General features: G+C 37.7%; 22 protein-coding genes. 18 read left to right on the forward strand and 4 right to left on the reverse strand.

Annotation, left to right across the window (positions count from 1 at the left end):
- Positions 1-381: 381 nt before the first annotated feature.
- From AC1RFD_RS00490 to AC1RFD_RS00500, 3 genes are all read left to right on the forward strand, one after another.
- Entirely contained in the window at positions 382-900 is a 519-nt protein-coding gene (locus tag AC1RFD_RS00490; RefSeq protein WP_048391558.1) for a DoxX family protein, read from the forward strand.
- A gap of 623 nt (positions 901-1,523) precedes the next feature.
- Positions 1,524-3,638, forward strand: coding sequence for a polyribonucleotide nucleotidyltransferase (gene pnp, locus AC1RFD_RS00495; RefSeq protein WP_048391556.1), 2,115 nt, complete (start codon positions 1,524-1,526; stop codon positions 3,636-3,638).
- Positions 3,639-3,727: 89 nt separating this feature from the next.
- The gene (locus tag AC1RFD_RS00500; protein WP_281216827.1) at positions 3,728-4,951 is read left to right on the forward strand and encodes a M16 family metallopeptidase; all 1,224 of its coding nucleotides are present in this window, start codon (positions 3,728-3,730) and stop codon (positions 4,949-4,951) included.
- Positions 4,952-5,301: 350 nt separating this feature from the next.
- On the opposite strand, the gene AC1RFD_RS00505 is transcribed toward AC1RFD_RS00500, so the two are convergent.
- Genes AC1RFD_RS00505 through AC1RFD_RS00520 form a run of 4 tightly spaced genes read right to left on the reverse strand, consistent with a single transcriptional unit; the run spans position 5,302 to position 7,777 of the window.
- A complete protein-coding gene (locus AC1RFD_RS00505; RefSeq protein ID WP_115673180.1) occupies positions 5,302-5,916 on the reverse strand; it encodes an ABC-2 transporter permease in 615 nt (204 codons plus the stop codon).
- A gap of 10 nt (positions 5,917-5,926) precedes the next feature.
- Positions 5,927-6,553 (reverse strand): ABC-2 transporter permease, encoded by a 627-nt coding sequence (locus tag AC1RFD_RS00510; protein ID WP_333880285.1) that lies wholly within the window; start codon positions 6,551-6,553, stop codon positions 5,927-5,929.
- 2 nt (positions 6,554-6,555) lie between these two features.
- On the reverse strand, positions 6,556-7,398 hold the full coding sequence (locus tag AC1RFD_RS00515) for an ABC transporter ATP-binding protein (RefSeq protein ID WP_004224974.1): 843 nt from the start codon (positions 7,396-7,398) through the stop codon (positions 6,556-6,558).
- 1 nt (position 7,399) lies between these two features.
- Positions 7,400-7,777 (reverse strand): GntR family transcriptional regulator, encoded by a 378-nt coding sequence (locus AC1RFD_RS00520; RefSeq protein ID WP_048391548.1) that lies wholly within the window; start codon positions 7,775-7,777, stop codon positions 7,400-7,402.
- Between the two features lie 142 nt (positions 7,778-7,919).
- On the opposite strand from AC1RFD_RS00520, the gene AC1RFD_RS00525 reads away from it, so the two are divergent.
- The 15 genes from AC1RFD_RS00525 (at position 7,920) to ymfI (ending at position 25,442) form a co-directional block, all read left to right on the forward strand.
- Complete coding sequence (locus AC1RFD_RS00525) at positions 7,920-8,183, forward strand: YlmC/YmxH family sporulation protein (RefSeq protein WP_004224966.1); 264 nt, start codon at positions 7,920-7,922, stop codon at positions 8,181-8,183.
- A gap of 9 nt (positions 8,184-8,192) precedes the next feature.
- Positions 8,193-8,972 (forward strand): NAD(P)-dependent oxidoreductase, encoded by a 780-nt coding sequence (locus AC1RFD_RS00530; protein ID WP_004224963.1) that lies wholly within the window; start codon positions 8,193-8,195, stop codon positions 8,970-8,972.
- Positions 8,966-9,556, forward strand: coding sequence for a dipicolinate synthase subunit B (locus AC1RFD_RS00535; RefSeq protein WP_004224962.1), 591 nt, complete (start codon positions 8,966-8,968; stop codon positions 9,554-9,556). Before AC1RFD_RS00530 ends, AC1RFD_RS00535 begins: the two co-directional genes overlap by 7 nt.
- An 82-nt stretch (positions 9,557-9,638) precedes the next feature.
- Entirely contained in the window at positions 9,639-10,676 is a 1,038-nt protein-coding gene (locus AC1RFD_RS00540) for an aspartate-semialdehyde dehydrogenase (protein WP_131521871.1), read from the forward strand.
- 13 nt (positions 10,677-10,689) lie between these two features.
- Complete coding sequence (gene dapA, locus AC1RFD_RS00545; RefSeq protein WP_048391545.1) at positions 10,690-11,589, forward strand: 4-hydroxy-tetrahydrodipicolinate synthase; 900 nt, start codon at positions 10,690-10,692, stop codon at positions 11,587-11,589.
- Positions 11,590-11,866: 277 nt separating this feature from the next.
- Positions 11,867-13,534, forward strand: a complete 1,668-nt coding sequence (locus AC1RFD_RS00550) for a ribonuclease J (RefSeq protein WP_048391543.1) — start codon at positions 11,867-11,869, stop codon at positions 13,532-13,534.
- Between the two features lie 154 nt (positions 13,535-13,688).
- The gene (locus AC1RFD_RS00555) at positions 13,689-15,980 is read left to right on the forward strand and encodes an FtsK/SpoIIIE family DNA translocase (RefSeq protein WP_115673178.1); all 2,292 of its coding nucleotides are present in this window, start codon (positions 13,689-13,691) and stop codon (positions 15,978-15,980) included.
- A gap of 199 nt (positions 15,981-16,179) precedes the next feature.
- Positions 16,180-16,908: a GntR family transcriptional regulator gene (locus AC1RFD_RS00560; RefSeq protein WP_048391539.1), complete on the forward strand. Its 729-nt coding sequence runs from the start codon at positions 16,180-16,182 to the stop codon at positions 16,906-16,908.
- Positions 16,909-16,961: 53 nt separating this feature from the next.
- Positions 16,962-18,047 (forward strand): BMP family lipoprotein, encoded by a 1,086-nt coding sequence (locus AC1RFD_RS00565; protein WP_048391537.1) that lies wholly within the window; start codon positions 16,962-16,964, stop codon positions 18,045-18,047.
- Positions 18,048-18,423: 376 nt separating this feature from the next.
- Positions 18,424-19,971 (forward strand): ABC transporter ATP-binding protein, encoded by a 1,548-nt coding sequence (locus AC1RFD_RS00570; protein ID WP_054550535.1) that lies wholly within the window; start codon positions 18,424-18,426, stop codon positions 19,969-19,971.
- Complete coding sequence (locus AC1RFD_RS00575; RefSeq protein ID WP_004224945.1) at positions 19,971-21,017, forward strand: ABC transporter permease; 1,047 nt, start codon at positions 19,971-19,973, stop codon at positions 21,015-21,017. The genes AC1RFD_RS00570 and AC1RFD_RS00575 overlap by 1 nt, the downstream gene beginning before the upstream one ends.
- A gap of 1 nt (position 21,018) precedes the next feature.
- Positions 21,019-21,978 (forward strand): ABC transporter permease, encoded by a 960-nt coding sequence (locus AC1RFD_RS00580; protein WP_048391533.1) that lies wholly within the window; start codon positions 21,019-21,021, stop codon positions 21,976-21,978.
- 169 nt (positions 21,979-22,147) lie between these two features.
- On the forward strand, positions 22,148-23,419 hold the full coding sequence (gene yfmF / locus AC1RFD_RS00585; protein ID WP_492474404.1) for an EF-P 5-aminopentanol modification-associated protein YfmF: 1,272 nt from the start codon (positions 22,148-22,150) through the stop codon (positions 23,417-23,419).
- On the forward strand, positions 23,416-24,717 hold the full coding sequence (gene yfmH, locus AC1RFD_RS00590) for an EF-P 5-aminopentanol modification-associated protein YfmH (RefSeq protein WP_259950896.1): 1,302 nt from the start codon (positions 23,416-23,418) through the stop codon (positions 24,715-24,717). Before yfmF ends, yfmH begins: the two co-directional genes overlap by 4 nt.
- On the forward strand, positions 24,714-25,442 hold the full coding sequence (gene ymfI, locus AC1RFD_RS00595; RefSeq protein WP_048391527.1) for an elongation factor P 5-aminopentanone reductase: 729 nt from the start codon (positions 24,714-24,716) through the stop codon (positions 25,440-25,442). Before yfmH ends, ymfI begins: the two co-directional genes overlap by 4 nt.
- Positions 25,443-25,457 lie beyond the last annotated feature (15 nt).

Genomic DNA, 25,457 nt, shown 5'->3' on the forward strand with positions numbered 1-25,457 from the left:
TTTTTTGAGATAATCTTGTTAATTTTGTTCAACAATAAGCCATAACTTTTTTACACTACGATGAACGATAGATAAAAATGATTTGATACTTGATAAAAGGGTGATATATTCTAATCACATTTCACAGCCCATTTATAGTCATTGCGTTCATCATTTGCAAGTGTAATTGAAGTAGATAAATTGAAGGCTAGATTGCTATTATATTTCATGAAATACAATCCAGCAAATTATAGGATAGAGGCTCAAAATTGGTACATAAGCGTCAATCATACAATCTAAATGCTATCATTGAATACTAGTAAACGATGGCTATGGGTTAGAAAACTTTCTATGTTAATAGTTGGTGAAATGTAAACTAAATCATTTAGAAGGGTGAGTAGGATGTTTAACCAATTATTAAGAGAGAATAATATTGTTGCAGGTATTTTAACAGTTATTCGTGTTTATTTAGGCTGGCATTGGCTTACAGCAGGTTGGGGAAAATTGTTTAATGGCTTTGATGCATCTGGCTTTTTAGCCAATGCTATTGCAAATCCAGTGACAAGTGGAGAAGAGCTCGCCTACCCACTGTATGTAAAGTTTATTGAATCATTTGCTTTGCCAAATGCTGAGCTAATTAATATTCTTGTGCCTTGGGGAGAATTTTTAGTAGGGCTAGGATTAATTCTGGGATGCTTAACGACATATGCTGCATTTTTCGGTATGGTCATGAATTTTGCCTTCCTAATGGCAGGTACTATATCTAGCAATCCTTGGGATATTTTACTTGCAATCTTTATAGCCGTTGCTGGTTACAATGCTGGGAAATTCGGGCTTGACCGCTTCATTATGCCAATCATAGGTGAAAAGATGGCGAGAAATAAGAAAAAAGAAGTTGTTCAACCTGTTAAAATTACATAATAAACTTTTTACATATCTTATATTAGGAGACTACTCATTAGTCTGAATATACCCCGCCCATTATATGGGTGGGGTATTTAAGTTGTTGAAAAAAGAAATGTCACTAGCAGAAAAGCCCTTTTTGCAAGGTGAGGGGGTGATTTCCGTTCCACTGGGCGTCCGATGATCCAGCTTTACTCACTTACGCAACTTTCACAAAAATTCTATTGATGGTTTTACTTTTCAACACTATGTAAATCCCGACTATTATTTGCCTGACTTACTAACTTTCCTAGATGAGCCAACTTTCTTTTACCTTATAGGATGTTGTATGATAAGCTCCATGTTATAATAAGTCTATTGTTTAAACTTGTATTTGAAAAACTAATGTTAGCGAAGCAGTTATTTCCATTTACATACATTACTTTTCGTCAAGAAGGAATCAATATAAAAAAATCCATATACCAAAAATGCTTTTTCAATAAAATAATGAAATAAATCTTAAATAAATTGGCAATAACTGAATTTAAATGTATGATTATTTCATGAAATATTATTTAGCATAGAACAAGCATTTTTGGTACACTTACTATTAGTACATACAGACGAAGTAAGTGTTTTTATAATAGAGAGGGGTTCATTGAATGAACGAAAAGAAAGTCTATTCCTATGAATGGGCTGGCCGTCCACTTGTAATTGAAGTAGGACAGTTAGCAAAACAAGCAAACGGAGCCGCATTAGTACGCTATGGCGATACTTCTGTACTTGCTACAGCAACAATGTCAAAATCACCTAAACCACTTGATTTCTTCCCATTAACAGTAAACTATGAAGAGCGTCTATATGCTGCAGGTAAAATTCCTGGCGGCTTTATTAAGCGTGAAGGACGTCCATCTGAAAAGGCGATTTTAGCAAGCCGTTTAATCGACCGTCCGATTCGTCCGATGTTCCCGGATGGTTTCCGTAATGAAGTACAAGTTATTTCTATGGTTATGTCAAATGATCCTGACTGTACATCTGAAATGGCAGCAATGGTTGGTTCATCATTAGCATTAGCAATCTCTGATATTCCATTTGATGGGCCAATAGCAGGTGTACAAGTTGGTTATATTGATGGAGAATTCATTGTAAACCCGACAGTAGAGCAATCGAATCGCTCAACAATTCATTTGTCTGTAGCAGGGAATAAAGATGCTATCAATATGGTTGAAGCGGGAGCACTTGAAGTACCAGAGGAAATCATGTTAGAAGCGATTATGTTCGGGCATGAAGAAATCAAAAAAATCATTGCTTTCCAAGAGCAAATTGTGGCAGAGGTTGGTAAAGAAAAGTTACCAGTGACACTATTTGAAATTGATGAAGCAATTCAAGCCGATATAAAAGCAGCTTGTGAGACTGATATGCATGACGCAATTCAAACGGCAGAGAAACATGCTCGTGATGAGGCAATTCAAGCTGTTAAAGAGCGAGTTATCGCTTCCTATGAAGAGCAAGAAGCAGATGACGAAACAATGAAACAAGTGTACACAATTCTTGACAAGATGGTAAAAGAAGAAGTACGCCGTCAAATCACGGAAGATAAGATTCGTCCAGATGGTCGTAAGCTCGACGAAATCCGACCACTTTCTTCTGAAACAGGCTTATTACAACGTACACATGGTTCAGGTCTGTTTACACGTGGACAAACACAAGCACTTTCTATTTGTACATTAGGTGCGCTTGGTGATGTACAAATTATTGACGGTTTGGGTGTGGAAGAGTCAAAACGCTTTATGCATCATTATAACTTCCCACAATTTTCTGTAGGGGAAACGGGTCCAATCCGTGGGCCAGGTCGTCGTGAAATTGGTCATGGTGCGTTAGGTGAGCGTGCACTTGAAGCAGTCATTCCTGATGAGTCGGTCTTCCCTTATACAATTCGTTGTGTATCAGAAGTACTTGAATCAAACGGATCAACTTCTCAAGCTTCTATTTGTGCGTCTACATTAGCCATGATGGATGCGGGTGTCCCATTAAAAGCACCAGTTGCAGGTATTGCAATGGGCCTTATTAAAAAAGGTGAACATTATTCTATTTTAACGGATATTCAAGGAATGGAAGACCATTTAGGCGATATGGACTTTAAAGTGGCTGGTACAGCTAAAGGTGTAACAGCTCTACAAATGGACATTAAAATTGATGGTTTATCTCGCAATATTTTAGAAGAAGCACTGACACAAGCAAAAGTTGGACGTATGCATATTCTAGAATCAATGCTTGCTACACTGCCAGAGCCACGTAAACAATTATCTGCGTTTGCACCAAAAATTGTTATTGTAAAAATTAATCCTGATAAAATTCGTGATGTAATTGGACCAGGTGGTAAACAAATTAATAAAATTATTGAAGAAACGGGCGTTAAGATTGATACAGAGCAAGATGGTACAATCTATATTTCTTCTGCTGATGAAGCAATGAATGCACGTGCAAAACAAATTATTGAAGATATCGTACGTGAAGCAAAAGTAGGGGAATACTACTTATCAACAGTGAAACGTATTGAAAAATTCGGCGCCTTTTGCGAAATCTTCCCAGGGAAAGATGGCTTGCTTCACATTTCTGAAATTCAAGAGGAACGAACAAAGCAAGTGGAGGACGTCTTAAAACTTGGCGATCAATTACTTGTGAAAGTGATTGAAATCGACAAGCAAGGTCGTGTGAATTTATCTCGCAAAGTAGTAATTCAAGAGGAAAAAGAGCGCGCTGAACAAGAAAAATAATATTGATTAAAAGGCTGCGTAAATTGCGCAGCCTTTTTCGATAGTAGCAAGAAGAAAAGTAGAGGATTTTTATAATTGGGGGAGATAGTTTGGTTCAAGTACATACATGTCAGAATGGTGTTCGAATTGTATCAGAGCAAATTGATCATGTAAGATCAGTGGCATTAGGTATCTTTGTGAATGCTGGCTCTCGCTATGAGCTACCTGAAGAGAATGGTATCACACATTTTATTGAGCATATGTTGTTTAAAGGCACAACAACTCGTTCAGCTCGTCAAATTGCTGAAGAATTTGATCGAATCGGAGGAGAGCTAAATGCCTTCACATCGAAAGAAAATACATGTTACTATGCTAAAGTTTTAGATCATCATGCGGAGCTTGCGGTCACAATACTAGCAGATATGTTTTTTAATTCTACCTTTGCGGAAGAAGAATTAGAAAAAGAGCGACAAGTAGTATTAGAAGAAATTTTAATGAGCGAAGATGCTCCTGATGATGACGTTCATGAGAAGCTGTGGGGTGTCATGTATCCGAATGATGCACTCGGTCGTCCAATACTAGGTACGGCTGCTACATTAAAGACATTTACAGCAGATGCTATACGGAAATATATGGATAAACATTATGGGCCAGAGTCCGTTGTTATTTCTATTGCAGGTAATGTTTCATCTCAGCTTATGCAAACGATTGAAGATTTATTTGGTCACTATCAACCTTCACCGCATGCTATGGCACCTGTCCTGACAAATCCTTCATTTTATCCAGGGGAAATTACAAAAATACGCGATACAGAGCAGGCACATGTCGCGATTTCCTATCCAGCAATTGGTGTAAAAGATCCAGATATGTATAGCTTTATTGCGCTTAACAATATAATTGGAGGCAATATGAGTTCTCGATTGTTTCAGGAAGTACGAGAAGAACGTGGGCTAGCCTATTCTATTTTCTCCTATCAATCGTGTTATGCAGATGTAGGTGCTTTTACGATTTATGGTAGTACTAGTCGACAGCAATTAGCACAGCTTCAGCACACGATTGATGCCACTTTATTAGATATTGTAGCGGGTGGTGTGACAGAGGAGGAGCTTGATAATGCGAAAGAGCAGCTTAAAGGAAGCTTTGTCCTTGGATTAGAAGGGACGGGAGCTCGTATGAATCGAAATGGAACAAGTGAACTTGTCCATCGCAAGCATCGAACAGTAGACGAGGTTCTTAGATCGATAGATGCCGTATCGATGGAGTCAGTGGATCGGTTGATTGCAAAAATTTTAAAAGCAGAGCCAGCTATCTCAATCATAGGTCCTAGCGAATAAAGATATTTTAATAAGATAGCATTTGTTCAAGCTATTATTAGATAAGAGATTGGCATTTATTTTCAATGTGGATAAGTGACAACAGCCCTCCATAAAATGAGTAGTGAAAACCTTTACCCAAAAGGTAACACTTTATGAACTGGCGAGGAAGGTACTTGATTCATGGGGATAGCCAGACATGTCACCCTCTAAATGGAGAGGTAGCGAAGGAAGCCGCTCTGCACATGCTCATAGGAAAGCAAGTAGCCTGCAATGAAATCCATTTCCTTTTAATTGACTGTTTTGCTATTCAACACGATTAAAAATAGGCTGCCAAATAAGGCAGCCTATTTTTTGATGAATATTTAGCTTTAGCAAATTTCCTTTGCCAAATATAAATAAAGACATTTGTGAAACACAAGAAAAGTGATGAGGATACTAACCAGTGTTGGTATGAATAAGATAATTAAATTTGCAGCTACTAGTGATAAATAATAATGAATAACAAAATTTAGCAGAATGATAAGCACAATAGCTGTAAGCATTCTAACCGTTCGCATTCTCTCTGTTTCATCAAGATGCTGAATATAAAATTGACTACAGATGAGGAAAGAGGCGCTACTTATATAAGCAAAGTACATAGCAAGATGCTCGATAAAATTTTCAGATGCATCAGGTTGTGAGAAATACATAGGCGCAAGGATAATAAAGAGCAATGCAATAAGGCCATAGCAAAATAAAAAATCGGATTGCAATTGTGTTTTCTTTGATAGAGGTAGCGTATTGACATACATTGTCCACTTTACTTGACGGTCGCCTCTATATAAATTATCTACGATGTTGGCAGAAATAACGACAACAAATAATCCGATAGAAGGACTATCTACAAAAGGTAAATGTACAAAATGAAGAAGTAAACATATCGTCATTGTAAAAAGAATAGTCCATTTTTGTACGACAATTCTTTGTAACAACAGTGCTCGCATGAGATCCCTCCTAAAACTCTTTTCTTTTATAAATAGCAGTAGAAACTAGAGAGGAGAGGCAGAGCAGTATTAGCCCGCCCAAAGGTGCTAAATAGACATATTGCTTTAAATATAGAAACGTTTGAGTCATATCAGGGATATATTCTTTAAACATCCCCGTTAAGAAGCCAGGAATAAAACAAAACGCAATGAGGACTATTCTTCCTTTAATAGAGCCAAATTTAATATAGATAGGTAGTAATACGGCTAATAAACAGAGCGCCGATGTTATGATCAAATTAAACGTTAGGAAAAATTCTGAAGTGATGTCGTTATTGGTAAAAAAATTGATAAAAAATAGGATAGGTAATGCCATAACAAGTCCGAAAATCATTAACATCACACTAAGTATATATTTACTAAAAACGATATCTGCTTTAGAAATTGGTAAAGTATTAGCGTATTTATCCCACTTACTTTGTTCATCGTAGCTAAGCGCAGTTATCGCTTGTATCGTAACAATAAAAACAATAACAGCTAGAAGCATTGCGCTTTGCTGCATAAAAATCGCCATCATAAGAAGAAATATAAGAACAAATGCTTGTGCTTTCATTTGTCGTTGAATGGTCATTAAATCTTTTAGGATAAGTCCTACCATATTTAAACACTACCTTTCACGAAAAATAGCATGATATCTTCTATAGAAGGCCTTTCAAGTCTGAAAGCCTCATTTACTTCATTTTTCAGAACTAATGCTTCTATTCCAAACGCACCAGGACGGGTTCTTAGAATAGCATGCTCTGGCAAGTCGTTTACTTCCTCACTGTTACCTTTGAAAATACCATATTCATATAATAGAGCATCTTTACTCTCGCTCAATAAAATCTCACCATTATGAATTAACGTAATATAGTCAGCAATTTTTTCTAAATCGCTTGTAATATGCGATGAAAATAAAATGCTGTGCGTTTCATCCTGCATAAATGCTAAAAATAAATCCAGAATTTCATCCCGAATAATAGGGTCTAATCCACTTGTTGGCTCATCTAAAATCAATAATTTTGGATGATGTGCCAATGCTAAGGCAATTGATAGCTTCATCCTCATTCCTCGTGATAGTTCCTTTATCTTCTTCCTCTTTGGCACCTTAAATTGAGCTAATCTTTCAAAATAATAGTCTGAATCCCATGTTTGAAATACTTTTCTCATGATTTTGTCGAGTTGCGTCGCATTTAGCGTTTCTGGTACATGTAAATCGTCAAATACAACGCCGATGTCGTTTTTTATCGATAGTTCGTGTTCGACATGATCTTTGCCAAATAGCAAAATTTCGCCATATTCTTTTTTTATTAAATTCAGCATGCATTTTATCGTTGTTGATTTGCCAGCCCCGTTTTCTCCAACAAAACCCATTACCGTGCCTTGAGGGACGGAAAAACTTATATCTTTAAGAAAAAAGCCTTCAAAGCCCTTATGTAGATCATGAATTTCAATGGCATTCATATTACTTATCCTCCTCTAACATTAAAGATAGTAGTTCTTGTAATTCTTCACCAGAAAGTCCAGCGGTTTTCGCTATTTTTGCTGCCTTTTGCAAATGCCCCTCTACTTGCCGTAATAGCTCCTCACGTAGAAAGTCTTGATTTCGTTCTGTGACAAAGCTCCCTTTACCAGCGACTGTTTCAATGAAACCATCTCGCTCTAAATCAGCATAGGCACGTTTAGTGGTCATCACACTTATTTTTAAATCCTTTGCTAAAGCGCGGATAGACGGTAGTGCATCACCAGCCTGTAATTTATTAGCTAAAATAGCCTCTTTGAGCTGTATGGTGATTTGCTCATAAATAGGTTTTTCACTCGCATTACTTAAATGGATATGCACAAATCATCACCTCTTATAACTGTATATATACACTATATACAGAAAGCGATAAAAATGCAACATATTCGTACTTTAGGTAGGGGTCACGATTTGCAAAAAGTCCGCATATATTGAGGTAACGGCTCAAGGAGGGAGATGAGGCATGCTACTATCTGAGATGGTGGATAAGGAGTTAATTCAAATTGAGGGTGGCGTACATTTTGGCATCCTGGCACATACAGAATGCCTATTAGATGTGCAAACAGGGAAAATACATGGTTTTGAAATTGTGAAAGATAAACTACCATTCCAAAAAAAGAAAATGAAAGTTAGTGAAATGATACCTTGGCACGAAATTATTTTAATTGGTGAAGATCGTATTTTATTTAATAAGACATCTACAGTACAGTCAGAATATTTACAGTGAGGTGAGCTTTTGGAAAACGAAAAATGGCTTGTTATCGGTGAGGACTCCCGATTAAAGGAACTAGCTACAATGCTAAGAAGTCCATCGAGAACAGTATTTTATAAAAGAACAACTGTATGGAACGAAGAGTTAAATAAACTTGTTTTAGAATTCCAGCCTAATAAAATAGTATTACCTATTCTTCCATTAAAAATAGAAGTTGAGCAGCTCTATGGTATATCACAAGTGAAATTTTATACAGGTCGATTAACAATGCATTGGAAGCAATTACTAGAGAAAAATGAATCTATTTGCTATTTACAACAAGAATCATTTATTTGGCAAAATGCTCGATTAACAGCGGAGGGATTTATCGCCACGTTTTACGGACTCGAGCAAAAATGTATTTACGGACAAAATTTCACAATCGCAGGTTTTGGTCGCATCGCAAAAATGCTAGCCTCTTTACTAGTTAAGATGGGTGCAAATGTTCATATTGTTGCACGTTCAGTTGTACAAGTGAGTGAAGCAAAAGCTTATGGTTATAAAGCCACGAATTTAGATGATCGCCAATGGTCTATTACAGATGGCATTTTTATTAATACAATTCCTGCTAAATGGATTACAGAGTCTTTTATAGAGCATGTTCCAACTGTTTTATATGACTTGGCTTCAGAGCCAGGATGTTTAGATATAGATTCTGATCAATTACAAACGTATGTACTATTGCCATCATTGCCTGGGAAATACTTTGCACATGATGCAGCTACAATATTGTGCAAGGCAATAGAGGAGGAAGAAAATTGTTAACGGGGAAACGAATTGGCTTAGGTATTACTGCTTCTCATTGTACGTATGAAGATGTAGTACCTAAAATCCAAAATTTTATTGATGTCGGAGCAACAGTTATTCCAATCATTACCCATTCCGTTTTACATGCAGCAACACGCTTTGGTACAGGTGAAGAGTGGATTGCCAAAATAGAAGCTTTGACAGGAGAAAAAGTTATTTCTTCTATAAAAGAGGCGGAGCCATTTGGCCCATCCAATCCATTAGATGCAATGGTCATAGCCCCCATGACAGGCAATAGCATAAGTAAATTTGCTAATGCGGCAACAGATAGTCCTGTGTTAATGGCAGCAAAGGCAACTTTGCGTAATGGTTCGCCTGTAGTTTTAGGTATTTCCACAAACGATGCACTAGGCTTAAATGGCATAAATATTATGAAGCTGTTAAATGCCAAAAATATATATTTTATTCCCTTTGGTCAGGATGCCCCTCACTCCAAACCAAATTCTTTAATTGCTGATTTTGAGCAAATGGTGGATACTGTTCATGCAGCAATTACGCAGAAAAAGCAATTACAACCGCTGTTGATACAATATTTCAAATAAATAAGAGATTACACACAATTTTCAGTATTTTTGTGATACAATAGCACACATTATGGAACATGTATTCAAGGAGAGATGACAGATGACAAAGCAGTTAACAGTTGCGGTTGTTGGGGCAACAGGTGCAGTAGGATCGAAAATGATGGAGCAGTTGATTAAACGTAAATTTCCGATTGGACATATTAAATTTCTAGCTTCTGCTCGTTCAGCAGGAAAATCAATCGAATTTGATGGGGAAACATATACAATTGAAGAAGCGACACCTGAGGCTTTCGAAGGCGTCAATGTCGCTTTATTCTCAGCTGGTGGTTCAGTATCAGCTGTGCTTGCACCAGAAGCAGCTAAGCGGGGTGCAGTAGTTATTGATAATACGAGCCATTTTCGTATGGATCCAGAGGTACCGCTTGTCGTGCCTGAAGTGAATAGAGGCGACTTAGCGAAGCATAAGGGAATTATTGCGAATCCAAACTGCTCGACAATTCAAATGGTAGCTGCGCTTGAACCAATTCGTCATGCATTTGGTTTAACAAAAGTAATTGTTTCAACTTATCAGGCAGTATCAGGTGCAGGGATTTCTGCGATCCAAGAATTAAAGGCACAAAGCGAAAACTGGGATGCAGGTAAAGATGTAGAAGCAAATATTTTACCGTCTGGTAGTGATAAACGTCATTACCCAATTGCTCGTAATGTCATTCCACAAATCGATAAATTCACAGATAATGGATTTACATACGAAGAAATGAAAATGATTAATGAGACGAAAAAAATCATGCATGCACCAGAGCTAAAAGTAGCTGCTACTTGTGTTCGTGTGCCGGTCGTTTCAGGTCACTCTGAATCTGTTTATATTGAGGTAGAGAAAGACGCGTCAATCCAAGAGATTTTCGAAGTATTACGCAACGCACCAGGTGTGGTATTACAAGATGATATTGCAACACAAACTTACCCAATGCCTATTTATGCAGAAGGGGAAGACGCTACTTTTGTAGGACGTATCCGTCAAGATTTAGACAACAGCAAAGGGTTCCATCTATGGATCGTTTCTGACAATTTATTAAAAGGCGCCGCATTAAACTCTATCCAAATTGCAGAAGCAATGCTTGAGGATAACTTACTATAAGAGGGGTGTAAGGATGAATTTAGGTCGAATTGGAACGGCAATGATTACGCCGTTCAAAAATGATGGCACGATTAATTATCCAGAACTAGAACGTATTATTAATCATTTAATAGACAATGGTACTGATTGTATTGTTGCTTGTGGTACGACTTCTGAAAACCCAACTATGTCTACAGAAGAGAAAATTGAAGTTGTACGCTTTACCGTAGAGAAAGTAGCAGGTCGCGTACCAGTTATTGCAGGTACTGGGGATAATGAAACAGCTTACTCTATCGCGATGACACATAAGGCAGAAGAAAATGGAGCAGACGGCATTATGCTTGTAGCTCCTTACTATAATAAGCCAAATCAACGTGGGATTTATGCTCACTTTGAAACCATTGCTAAACAAACGAGTCTCCCTGTTATGCTTTATAATGTTCCAGGGCGTACTGGGGTCAATGTTGCCTATGAAACTTCTGTTGCATTAAGCAAGATTCCTAATATTGCTTGGATTAAGGAAGCGAGCGGTAACTTAGATCAGATGGGTGATGTTATTGAGAATGTTGATCCAGCTGATGATTTCTTAGTGTATAGTGGGGACGATGGTTTAACACTCCCCCTAATGGCCATTGGCGGAGCAGGTGTTATTTCTGTAGCTGCCCATGTGGTAGGCAATGATATGCAATTAATGATTAAAGCGTTTGAAGAAGGAAATCATAAGCTAGCAGCCCAAATTCACCGAGCCTTATTACCTTTAGTACGTGCGCTGTTCGCTCAGCCCAATCCTTCACCGATTAAATATGCGATGACAAAATTAGGATTTGATACACTCAATGTTCGTTTGCCGATGATGGAAATGACAGATGAAGAGAAAGCTAATTTTGACCGAATTTGGGATACGTATCAAGAAAAAGCGAAAAGTTTTAGATAAATAGGAGCGAGGCTGATAGCATTTCAGCCTCGTTTTTTATATTTTATAAATAAAAAGTATGTACAAAATTTGTAACTCCTCGTCCTTACAAATACTTATTTAGCTCTATTTATACAGGATAGCCAATATTTATTTTCCATCTGCTAGTAATAAGCAAATAGCAGGAAAATCTATTTCCAACGTGAAACATGTATTTTTAATTTGTGCAAAAGCTTTGCAAACCGTATAATAAATGTTAAGTGGTTGCTGTTCGGGATATTTTTTAGGAGGAAATAAATTGACAAAAAAGAAAAATGAATTAATCCGCATCATCCCTCTTGGTGGTGTAGGCGAAATTGGGAAAGCCATGTACGTAGTAGAAATTGATGAAGAGCTATTTGTGGTGGATAGCGGCTTAATGTTCCCAGAAGATGAAATGCTAGGTATAGATATCGTGATTCCTGACATTACTTACTTAGAAGAAAATAAAGAACGTGTGAAAGGTATTTTCTTAACACATGGTCATGAAGATGCAATTGGCTCTATTGCCTATGTATTACAAAAAATAAAGGCACCTGTGTACGGATCGAAATTAACTATTGCATTAGCAAAGGAACATTTAAAAGAATTACCTGCACCACATCAAGTGAAGTTTTTTGAAGTAACAAACCGTAGTCGTATGAATTTTAACTCAACGTATGTAACATTCTTCCACACAACACATAGTATTCCCGATTCGTTAGGGGTAGTGTTCCATACATCTGAAGGCGCGATTGTTCATACAGGAGAGTTTAAATTCGATCAGTCAGCGACAGGTAAATTTAAACCTGATTTAGCAAAAATGGCACAGCTAGGAGAAGACGGCGTTTTCATTTTACTATCTGAGTCTTGCGAAGCTGAGCGACCAGGATATACGACATCAGAGATTGTCATTGAAGAACAATTATCAAAAACATTCCACTCAGCACCAGGTCGTATTTTAGTAGCTGTTTACGCATCGAATTTTATTCGAATTCAACAAGTATTTGCTCAAGCACAGAAATCATTCCGTAAGGTTGTAATTGTGGGCAAACCTTTGGAAAAGGCAGTTGATTTAGGCGTACAGCTTGGTTATTTAACAGTCGAGGAAGATACAATTATTCCGATCTCGGAAATGCAAAAATATCAAGATGATGAAATTATCATTATTGCAACAGGCAACAGAGGAGAACCTCTCGATGCTTTAGAAAAAATTGTCCGTAAGCACCATCGTGATATTAAAATTAAACAAGGTGACACGGTACTAATCACCTTTACACCTTCTCCTGGCATGGAAGTTCAAATGGCGAATACAATGAACTCTATGTCAAAAGCAGGCGCTGAAATTTTGACTTCTAGCAAAAATGTCCATGTTTCAGGACATGGTAGCCAAGAAGATTTAAAGCTGATGCTAAACTTGATGCAACCAAAGTACTTTATTCCCGTACAAGGAGAATACCGTATGCTAATTGCGCATTCTAAATTAGCACAACAGCTAGGTATGCAAAAATCCCAAATTTTTATCGCTGATAAAGGGGATATCGTAGAATATAAAAATAATAAAATGCGCATGAGTGGTCGTGTACAAGCTGGTAATGTCTTAATTGACGGTATTGGTGTAGGCGATGTAGGTAATATTGTCCTTCGTGACCGTAAATTATTATCGCAGGATGGTATTTTCATTGTGGTGGTAACATTAAATCGAGCACAAAAGAAAATTGCCTCTGGGCCAGAAATTTTATCACGAGGCTTTGTCTATGTACGAGAATCAGAGGAATTAATGATTGAGGCTTCTGACATTGCGAGAAATGTGATTGAAAAGTACGTTGGGAAAGAAACCTTTGAATGGACGAATATAAAACAAGAAATTAGAGATACACTGAATACGTATTTATTCCAAAAAACAAAACGTCGCCCAATGATTATTCCTATTATTATGGAATATTAATTGAACAAGCTCATCGTATATGCTTTGAGGAAAAAATAAATGATAAAGGATTTTCTCCCAATTGCGGTGGAAAATCCTTTTTTTGAAATATTCAAGTTCTACATGTGATGATTCGCTACATATATAGAATGGATTGCAGAAGAAGGTGAATTTGATGGCAGTTAGTAAGAGAAAAAAAGTTACTAAAAGTAAAGCGACAACAGAAAAAAAAGAAATGCATCCGCTTATGTACGAAATATTAGGGTTGCTCTTAATTGCATTAGCAGTCATTATGATTTTTGAATACGGCATGATCGGGCGGATTCTACAAACAATCGCCATGTTCCTTTTTGGTAATTTACATTTTGCTGTTCCATTTATGCTTATATTTGTTGCATTGTTAATGATGATTGGTCGTAAAAAAGTTGGGATAAAGGATCGATTAATACTTGGCATGTTCCTCATTGTTATGAGCTTAACGATTTTTAGTCATGGCATATTATTTGAACAACTATCCAAATCAGGTGGTCTACTATCTGATTCTGTGCTACGTGAATCATGGCGAATTTTGATTAATACAGATGGTATCATTCATCGTAGTAATGCTTTAGGGGGTGGCATGATTGGTGCCCTACTATTTAGTGGACTTCATGTGCTGTTTGAAGCCTCGGGGGCAAAAGTTGTTGCTTGGGTTATTTTCTTTATTGGTTTAATTCTTGTCACTGGTAAAGCATTAGTGCCTTATTTAGCAGAAAAAACGCCAGATATATTTGGTAAATGGAAAAAAAAGCATCGTGATAAGAAAAAAAATACACCGAGAAAACCAAATAATCGTCGTTCAAGAGTAGAGAGTGGGGATGAAGTAGCAGCTGTTAATCAATCTATAGATATGCCTGAACAAGAAGAAGAAATACCACATGAACCAATTATTTCTGCTTTTACACAGAATGTTTCACAGGAAAGAGAAGTGATTGATACAACTCACATGGTGGAAAATGAACTTGAAGAAGCATCGGATGATGTCCAGATTCAGGGCACAGATGCAGTAGAAAATGCAGATTATCAGCTCCCATCATATAATTTATTACAATTACCTCCACAACATGATCAAAGTGGTGAATATTCAGTGATTCAGGCAAATGCCAAAAAGCTTGAGCAGACATTACAAAGTTTTGGCGTAAAGGCAAAGGTGACACAGGTGCATTTAGGTCCTGCTGTTACGAAATACGAAATTTTACCAGATATCGGTGTGAAAGTAAGCAAAATTGTCAATTTACAAGATGATCTTGCATTAGCATTGGCAGCTAAAGATATTCGTATGGAAGCGCCAATTCCTGGGAAATCTGCGATTGGTATAGAAGTACCTAATAGTGAGGTAGCCATTGTAACACTTCGTGAGGTATTAGAATCGAAAGATGGTGCTAAGCCTGAAGCATTATTACAAGTAGCATTTGGTCGAGATATTACAGGACAAGCTGTATTAGCAGAGCTCAATAAAATGCCACATTTACTTGTAGCTGGTTCTACAGGTAGTGGGAAAAGTGTTTGCATAAATGGCATTGTTGTATCCATACTAATGCGTACAAAACCGCATGAAGTGAAGCTCATGATGATAGATCCAAAAATGGTTGAATTAAACGTTTATAATGGGATTCCACATTTATTAGCGCCTGTCGTAACGGATGCCCGTAAAGCTTCGCAGGCACTGAAAAAAGTGGTATCTGAAATGGAACGTCGCTATGATTTGTTTTCTCATACAGGTACAAGAAATATTGAGGGCTATAATGCACATGTCCAAAAGGTTAATGATCAAACAGAGGAAAAGCATCCAAAGCTACCTTATATTGTGGTTATTGTAGATGAGTTAGCGGATTTGATGATGGTCGCATCAAGTGATGTAGAGGATTCGATTACACGTTTAGCGCAAATGGCAAGGGCAGCTGGCATTCATTTGATTATTGCCACACAACGACCAAGTGTAGATGTTTTAACAGGTGTCATTAAAGCAAATATTCCATCAAGAATTGCTTTTGCAGTTTCTTCCGCGATTGACTCAAGAACAATTTTAGACATGGGTGGAGCTGAACGATTATTAGGACGAGGCGATATGTTATTTTTACCTGCTGGAGCTTCTAAACCAAAAAGGGTGCAGGGTGCCTTTTTATCAGATCAAGAAGTGGAGGCAGTCGTTCATTTTGTTATAGAACAGCAAAAAGCTCAGTATCAGGAGGAGATGATTCCTACTGAAGAAGAGACCATTTTAGAGGAAACAGATGATTTGTATGATGAAGCAGTCCAATTAGTTGTCAATATGCAAACAGCATCTGTCTCTATGCTTCAACGTCGCTTCCGTATCGGTTATTCAAGAGCTGCACGTATTGTTGATCAGATGGAGCAACGCGGTATTGTTGGGCCTCCAGAGGGTAGTAAACCTCGTCAAGTACTTGTTCACCAATACGATAACTAAGCAAAAAATGAAGACGAAAATGGTGAGAGCATTTGTATTTTTGTCCAAAAATTTGCAGATAAAATAAAGAAAGAATGAATTCTATAACAGATTTTACTCAAAACTGTTTATTTCATTCTGCAAAAATGTTATATTTATGAACGATTAGTAGGAATGTTGTACATCAGATGTCTGATCTCTGATTTTGGTGGTGATATATGTGACTATTAAAGCAGATCATCGTCATCTCTATCTTCAAGTAATCGATCGTTTAAAATCTGACATCGAGGCTGGCGTTTTTAAAGAAAATGAAAAGCTGCCTTCAGAATTTGAATTATCGAAATCACTAGGAGTCAGTCGAGCAACACTTAGAGAAGCACTTCGACTGTTGGAAGAGGAAAATGTGATTGTGCGCCGACATGGGGTTGGGACTTTTGTCAACCCGAAGCCGTTGTTTACATCAGGCATCGAGCATTTATCTAGTATTTCTTCTATGATCGAGGCAGCAGGTATGGAGCCAGGTTCGCGATTTTTAAAAGCGACTGAGCATGTGCCTTCTGAGGAAGATTTAAAACGCTTCCAAAGTGATGGCGACGATAAAATACTCACGATTGAACGTGTCAGAACAGCGGATGGTGAGCCAGTAGTATACTGCATAGACAGGCTACCTGCAAGCTTCCTGCCTACTGACTTTGTCGAAAAAAAAGAAGTTTCACTGTTCTCTGCACTTGAGCAATCTGGCAAAATTCATGTAGCCTATGCTGTAACCTATATTGATCCAGTTGGGTATCATGAACAAGCCTCACCGATTTTAAATTGTGGACGTGAGACAGCTCTTTTAGTGTTAAAGCAATTGCATTATGATGATCATGATCAAGTAGTGCTCTATTCAAAAAATTATTTCCGAGCTGATAAATTCAGCTTCCATGTAGTTCGTAAACGGGTGTAGAACATTTCTAAATTTTTTCCTGCTAATTACAATACCTTTGGGGGGTTAATTAAATGAAAAAACGTAAATTTGGTTTAGTATTAACATCAGTATTAGCGGCAAGTGCTATTTTAGGTGCTTGTGGTACGAAAGACGACGAAAAGCCAGCGAAAGAAAATGACAATGCTTCAGGTGGCGAAAGCACAGAAGAAGCTTTCTCAGTAGCGATGGTTACTGACGTAGGTGGCGTTGATGACAAATCATTCAACCAATCTGCATGGGAAGGTGTACAAGCTTACGGTAAAGAGCATGATTTATCAAAAGGTGATGGTGGTTTTGACTACCTACAATCAGCTTCAGATGCTGACTATGAAACAAACTTAAACAACTTAGTTCGTCGTGACTTTAACTTAGTATTTGGTATCGGATTCATGATGGCTGATGCAATTGATGCAGTTGCTTCTGAAAATCCAGATAACCACTTTGCATTAATCGATGCTGAAGTAGAAGCAGACAACGTAGTAAACGTACTGTTCAAAGAGCAAGAAGGTGCTTTCTTAGCAGGTGTTGCTGCAGCGAAAACATCTAAAACAGGTAAAATCGGCTTCGTAGGTGGCGTTGATATTCCAGTTATTAACCGCTTCCACGCTGGTTTCGTTGAAGGGGCTAAAGCAGTAAACCCAGATATCGATATTCAAGTAAAATATACTGGTGCGTTTGATAAAGCAGATCTTGGTAAAATTACAGCGAACAGCATGTATTCTTCAGGTGTAGATGTAATCTTCCACGCTGCTGGTGCAACTGGTAACGGTGTATTCTCTGAAGCAAAAGAGCGTAAAGCGAAAGATCCAAATGCTGATGTATGGGTTATCGGTGTAGATGCTGACCAATACGAAGAAGGTAAAGTAGACGATAAAACAAACGTTACATTAACTTCTATGTTAAAAGGTGTTAATACAGCAGTAGTAGATATTTCAAATAGAGCGAAAAATGGTGATTTCCCAGGTGGAGAAACACTTGTTTACGGTTTAGCTGAAGACGGCGTTAAACTTGCGGATTCTCGCGGTGCGATTCCAGAAGATGTACAAAAAGTAATCGACGAATATAAAGAAAAAATTGCTAAGGGTGAAATCAAAGTTCCAGAAAAAGTGGAAAAATAATTCATCTTTTGATCATCATAAGGGACTCTTAGAAGGACCTTATGATGATTTTTCAATCTATCGTTATATTTAGATTATTCGCAATACTCTATTTAACTAGATTTATAGAAACCTTATAGAGGTAGTAATTATGATTTGAATAATGATGGTAACAAGTTAATAGAAGAAAGGTTTCTAACGATGACCTTTCCTGTATTAATTTAGCAAAACATCTACCTCTATAGGTGGGATATTAAATCGGTAATAAAATATAGCCTCTAGTAGAAAATTTATTACTGGACGTATGGCTTATCTGTACCATCCATCATGTAGCAGCAGATACTATACGCTAAGATGAAAATACTTAATAATAGTGCCTATTAAGGGAGTGACAAATTTGGATTATGTGATTGAAATGCTAGGAATCCGTAAAGAATTCGGTAATTTCGTGGCGAATAATAATATCACCCTCCAACTGAAACAAGGCGAGATTCATGCATTGCTAGGTGAAAATGGTGCAGGTAAATCGACTTTGATGAACGTCCTTTTTGGTTTGTATCAACCAGAGGGTGGCGAAATTCGTGTACGTGGGAAGGCTGTAAAAATTACAAACCCGAATATTGCCAATGATTTAGGGATTGGCATGGTGCATCAACATTTTATGTTGGTAGAAAACTTTACGGTAACAGAAAATATCATTTTAGGCACTGAGCCTACTAAAATGGGAATTGTGAATATAAAAGATGCGGCTAAGAAAGTACAAGCACTTTCTGAAAAGTATGGATTAGATGTTGATCCGAACGCCAAAATCGAGGATATCACGGTTGGTATGCAACAGCGTGTAGAAATATTAAAAACATTGTATCGTGGTGCCGAAATTTTAATTTTTGATGAACCAACTGCATCATTAACACCGCAAGAAATTACCGAATTAATTCAAATAATGCGCCGTCTTATCGCAGAGGGTAAATCCATTATTTTAATTACGCATAAGCTAAAAGAAATTATGGAAGTTTCAGACCGTGTGACGATTATCCGTAAGGGAGAAGGGATTGGCACAGTTGTAACCGCTGCCACAAATCCTGATCAGCTTGCTGAAATGATGGTTGGCCGTCAGGTTGAATTCAAAACGGAAAAAACGGATGCGACACCGACTGACGAAGTGCTTGCGATTGAGAACTTGGTTGTTACAGACTATCGAAATATTGATAAAGTTAAAGGTCTTAATTTAAATGTTCGTAAAGGTGAAATCGTAGGTATTGCTGGTATTGATGGTAATGGTCAATCCGAGTTAATAGAAGCCATTACAGGTCTACGCAAAATTAAAAGTGGTAAAGTCAAGCTGAATGGTAAAGATATTACTAACATGAAGCCTCGTAAAATTACAGAGGAAGGCGTAGGACATATTCCACAAGACCGTCATAAGCATGGATTAGTTTTAGATTTCCCAATTGGTCATAATATTGCATTGCAAACATATTACCAATCTCCAATAGCGAAGGGCTTTGTGATGGACTATAAAAAGGTGTCAGAGAAAGCTCGCCAAATCATTAAAGAGTATGATGTGCGTACTGGTAATGGAGAGATGACACCAGCTCGTGCATTATCTGGTGGTAACCAACAAAAAGCAATTATTGGTCGTGAAATTGACCGTAACCCTGATCTACTAATTGCTGCTCTACCAACACGTGGACTTGACGTAGGAGCTATTGAATTCATTCATTCTCGTCTAATTGAGCAACGTGATAAAGGGAAAGCCGTTTTGTTAATCTCATTTGAATTAGATGAGGTGATGAATGTTTCGGATCGAATTGCTGTTATCTATGATGGACAAATTGTTGATGAGTTAAATCCGAAAGAAACGACTGAACAAGAGCTAGGCTTACTAATGGCAGGACAAAGTAAAAAAAATATAAAGCGTGATGCGAAGGAGGGGAACGACTAATGTCAAATCGTGTCATTAATATCCTCGTTCCTATCATCTCTATCATTATCGGTTTAATTGTAGGGGCTATCGTTATGGTAGTCAGTGGCTATGACCCAGTGCAAGGTTATATCGCTCTTTGGACAGGTATTTTTGGAGATTCATATTCAATCGGGAACACAATTCGTCAAATTACACCATATATTTTAGCAGGTCTTGCGGTAGCATTTGCATTCCGTACAGGGCTCTTCAATATCGGTGTTGAAGGTCAGCTAATTTTAGGTTGGCTAGCCGCTGCTTGGGTAGGTTATGCGTTTGAACTTCCTAAAATCATTCACTTACCATTAGCATTGCTTGCAGCAGCAGCTGCAGGTGCATTTTGGGCCTTTATTGCAGGTTTCTTAAAAGCGAAATTTAAAGTTCACGAAGTTATTGCGACAATTATGCTGAACTACACTGCACTTTATATTGCAAATGCAGTGATTAAAAAATTGTCCGATGGCAGCTTTAAAACAGAACGTATCCATGAGTCAGCTTCTTTACGTTCTCCGTTTTTAAGAGAGCTTACAGACAATTCAAGTCTTCACTATGGGATCATTGTTGCACTTTTAATGGTAGTTGTGATGTGGTTCATTTTAGAAAAAACAACACGTGGCTACGAGCTAAAAGCAGTAGGTTTTAACAAAAATGCTGCTGACTATGCAGGTATGAGTGTCAATAAAAATATCATTTTAGCTATGACAATTTCTGGTATGTTTGCAGGTCTTGGTGGTGCGATGGAAGCTTTAGGGACATTCCAAAACGCATCCATTAAACCTGGCTTTACGGGAATTGGGTTTGACGGTATCGCCGTTGCGCTTCTTGGAGCCAATACACCACTTGGAGTAGTGTTTGGGGCATCCCTTTTTGGTTCTTTAAAATATGGTGCATTAAATATGCCAAATGCTGCGGGTATTCCAGAAGAAATCGTATCCATTATTATTGCATTGATTATCTTCTTCGTTGCATCAGGCTATATTATTCGAGTAGGCTTACAAAAGCTGAGCAAGAAAAAGGAGGGACAATAACATGAGCTTTTTAGAAATGTTATATTTCATCATCCCTTCAGCGATTCTTTATGCAACACCTTTGATTTTTACGGCCATCGGTGGGGTATTCTCTGAACGCTCTGGTGTTGTCAACATCGGGCTAGAAGGCTTAATGATTGTCGGTGCGTTTGTTGGTATTTTTGTCAATTTAGAATTCGCTTCATCATTAGGGGCAGCAACAGTTTGGGTGGCAATGCTAGCAGCTGTTGTGATTGGTGCTGTGTTCTCACTTTTCCATGCTGTAGCTTCTATTTCTTTCCGTGCCGATCAAACGGTATCAGGGGTAGCTATTAACTTACTAGGTTTAGCTGCAACCGTATTCTTAGTAAAAATGATTTATGATAAAGGTCAAACAGATATGATTGACCAACCGATTCGTCGTTTCGGTGTCCCTTACTTAGAGGATATTCCGTTCTTCGGTCGTTTACTGTTCCATGATGTTTACAGCACATCTATTTTAGCGTTCGCTGTAGCATTCGGGGCATGGTTTATCATTTATAAAACGCCATTCGGCTTGCGTTTGCGTGCCGTGGGTGAACATCCAATGGCAGCAGATACAATGGGTATAAATGTAAATAAAATGCGCTATATTGCCGTGATGATTTCAGGGGCATTAGGTGGTCTTGGTGGTGCAGTTTATGCACAAACAATTACACACGACTTCTCACATGCAACAATTGCTGGTCAAGGTTTCATGGCTATTGCCGCAATGATTTTCGGGAAGTGGCATCCAATTGGAGCACTAGGTGCAGCCTTATTCTTCGGTTTAGCACAAACATTAAGTATTGCAGGGAATCAAATTCCGCTAATCGAGAATGTTCCAGCAGTATATCTACAAATTTTACCGTATGTGTTAACAATTCTTGCTTTAGCAGGCTTTATTGGTAAAGCAAACGCTCCAAAAGCGAGTGGACAACCTTATATTAAAGGTAAACGCTAAGAAAAGCATTTTAAGGACTGGGCACTATGCTCGGTCCTTTTTTTATTATAATTGGCGTAATTTTTAATTTTTCCCATACATACTTTGGATTCCTTTTGCAATTATAGACAATAGACATGTATAGTATGTGTAGTACATCGTTATATTAAGAAGGATAGGAGGGTTTCATATGTTTAAAACAATACCTTTTGCAAAAGGTGTCAATTTGCATATCCGACAAACGACCCAATTTAAAACCGTAAATTTTTCAATTAAATGGAGAAGAGCATTAACGGCTAAAAGTGCATCAGAGCGTACAGTATTAACAAATGTACTGCAGCACAGTAATGCTAAATATAAGACAACTGCTGCTTTTCGAAGCTTTTTAGATGACTTGTATGGTACAGTTTTGTATTTTGATACATCGAAGCGTGGAAATGAGCATACGGTTCTTATGAATGTAGAGACTGTTAATGATCATTATCTAGCAAATACAAGTGTCTTAAACGAAGTCCTTGGTTTATTGCATACAGCTATTTTTGAGCCTAATCTAGAAAATGGTGTCTTTAAGGAATCCGTTGTTGAGCGTGAGAAAAAGACAGTTATTCAACGTATTGAATCTATTTTTGATGATAAATCTCGCTTTGCTCAATTCCGTCTACAACAAATCCTGAGACCAAATGAGCCAGCATCAATTTCAGCGAATGGTAGTGTCGAAGAAATTCAAAAGATTACCCCTGCCTCATTATTTGAGGCTTATCAATCGATGCTAGCTAACGACAAAATCGATATTTATGTAGCTGGAGACATTAATGAAGAGGAAATTGTTGCGAAATTAAAAAAAGCGCTACCATTTAAGGATCGTACTCCTGAGGAAGTTCCAGCAGTACTCCCTCAACAACATCCAAACAATGATTATGTAAGAGAACAGCATGAAATGAAACAAGGTAAACTTCATATTGGCTTTAGCACACCTGTTAGATTTGGAGATGCAGATTTCTCTAAGATGCAAATTTTTAATGGGATTTTTGGTGGATATCCACATGCTAAGTTGTTTATGAATGTTCGTGAAAAAGAGAGTCTTGCTTATTATGCTTCTAGTTCCTATGCTTCGCATTATGGACTTGTATTTGTTGTATCTGGGATTGAAGCTAAAAATGAAGAAAAAGCGCTATCTTTAATTAAAGAACAACTTGCCGTCATGCAGGCTGGGGACATTACAGATTTAGAGCTGGAGCAAACAAAGGCTATGCTGACGAATCAGCTAAAAGAATCCTTAGATTCGGCACGAGGTCAAATTGAAATTTTTGATCAATATAAGGATTTACCTGAGGAATTCTCAGTTCAAGCCTGGGCAAATAAGTGGAAAGCTGTGACAAAAGAAGATGTTGTTGCAATGGCAAAGCAAGTGCAGCTTGAAGCGGTCTATTTCTTATGTGGAAAGGAGCAAGCCGCACAATGAAAACAATAGAATTTAAACAATTAGATGAAATACTTTATTATGAAAAACTAGACAATGGCTTAGATGTTTATATATTGCCGAAAAAAGGCTTTTCCAAAACATTTGTTACATTTACAACAAAGTACGGCTCTGTCGATCGTACGTTCGTGCCAATTGGTGAAACAGAAAGTATTACTGTACCAGATGGTATTGCACACTTTTTAGAGCATAAAATGTTCGAAAAAGAGGATGGAGACGTTTTCCAAAAATTTAGCGAATATGGTGCTTCTGCGAATGCATTTACATCGTTTACGCGTACAGCTTATTTATTTTCATCTACTGACAATATTTATAAAAGTACAGAAACTTTATTGAATTTTGTCCAAGAACCATACTTTACAGAAGCTACTGTCAATAAAGAAAAAGGAATTATCGGGCAAGAAATTACAATGTATGATGATCAACCAGACTGGCGTCTATACTTTGGCACAATCGAAAATATGTATCATCATCATCCTGTAAAGATTGATATCGCTGGTACAATTGAATCGATTGATGGCATTACAGCGGAGCACTTATATACGTGCTACAATACGTTTTATCATCCTTCGAATATGTTGTTATTTGTGATTGGTGCTGTTGAACCAGAAGAAATGATGACGTTTATTCGTGAGAATCAAGGTAAAAAAGAGTTCCCAGAACCAACGCCTATTCAACGCTTCTTTGATATAGAACCAACAGAGGTAGCTATTAAAGAACGTACATTAAATATGGATGTTCAAAAACCAAAAATTTATGTAGGTTTAAAAGCGAAAGACACTAATTTATCAGGTCAGGACATGTTAAAGCATGAGTTGTCGGTTCAAATTGCACTTGAGCTTATTTTTGGACGTACCTCTGATTTTTATGAACGTGTTTACGAGGAAGGCTTAATTGATGAGACATATGCTTTTGATTTTACCTTAGAAAATGGCTTTGGGTTTGCCATGATCGGATCAGATTCAGCAGAGCCTGATAAATTGGCAAAAACGATTATGGACGAATTAGCAAAATATGAAGGAAATAGCCAGTTTGATCGTGCTGGTTTGGATCGTATAAAACGCAAAAAAATTGGGTTCTTCCTACGTGCACTAAATTCGATCGAGTTTATCGCAAACCAATTCACACGATATTCCTTTAATGACATGAATTTATTTGATGTAGTACCAGTACTTGAGACATTAACTGTGGATGATTTACAAAAAGCATTTGCTTCTATCCAAGGTGAAACACAGCAAACGGTCTTTAAAATTCTGCCAAGTAAGCAGGATGCACAGTGAAAAAATTTGCCCTTGTTTTAGGTGCATCAGGTGATATCGGTCATGCCATTTGTCAAAGCTTAGCTGAGGACGGCTGGTCTATCTATGTACATTATTCAAACAATCAAAATGCGGCACAGAGATTATGTGAAATGCTTTCCGAAAATTTCCCTGCACAAGAATTTATGCTTGTACAGGGGGATTTTTCAATTGTTAATGGAGCAGAATTAGTAGCCGCGCAAATTTTCAATGTGCAGGCTATTGTTTTTGCCAATGGACAAGCCCACTATTCATTGCTCGAAGATACGACAGTTGAGGATATGGATGCTTTATGGCGTGTTCATGTTCAAAATCCTATGAGACTAACAGCTTTACTTTCTGGAAAACTTCGCAAGCATGAAGTGAGCTATGTACTATTTATAGGTTCCATCTGGGGAGAAGCTGGCTCAGCGGGGGAGGCACTTTATGCAACTGTTAAGGGTGCGCAACATGCTTTTGTTAAATCCTATGCAAAAGAAGCGGCATTATCTCGGATTAGAGTGAATGCTATTGCTCCTGGTTTTATAAATACCTCAATGAACAGCCATCTAAATCAAGAAGAGCTTCAATACATTTTGGACGATATCCCACTAGGCTCCATTGGACAAACAAAAGATGTGGCTGAAATGGTACGTTTTTATTTGTCTGGTAAAGCTAATTATGTGACAGGACAAATCGTACGATTAAATGGAGGCTGGTACATATAATAATCTCTTTTGCAC

The organism is Lysinibacillus sp. GW823-FHT02G10 (assembly GCF_058797135.1).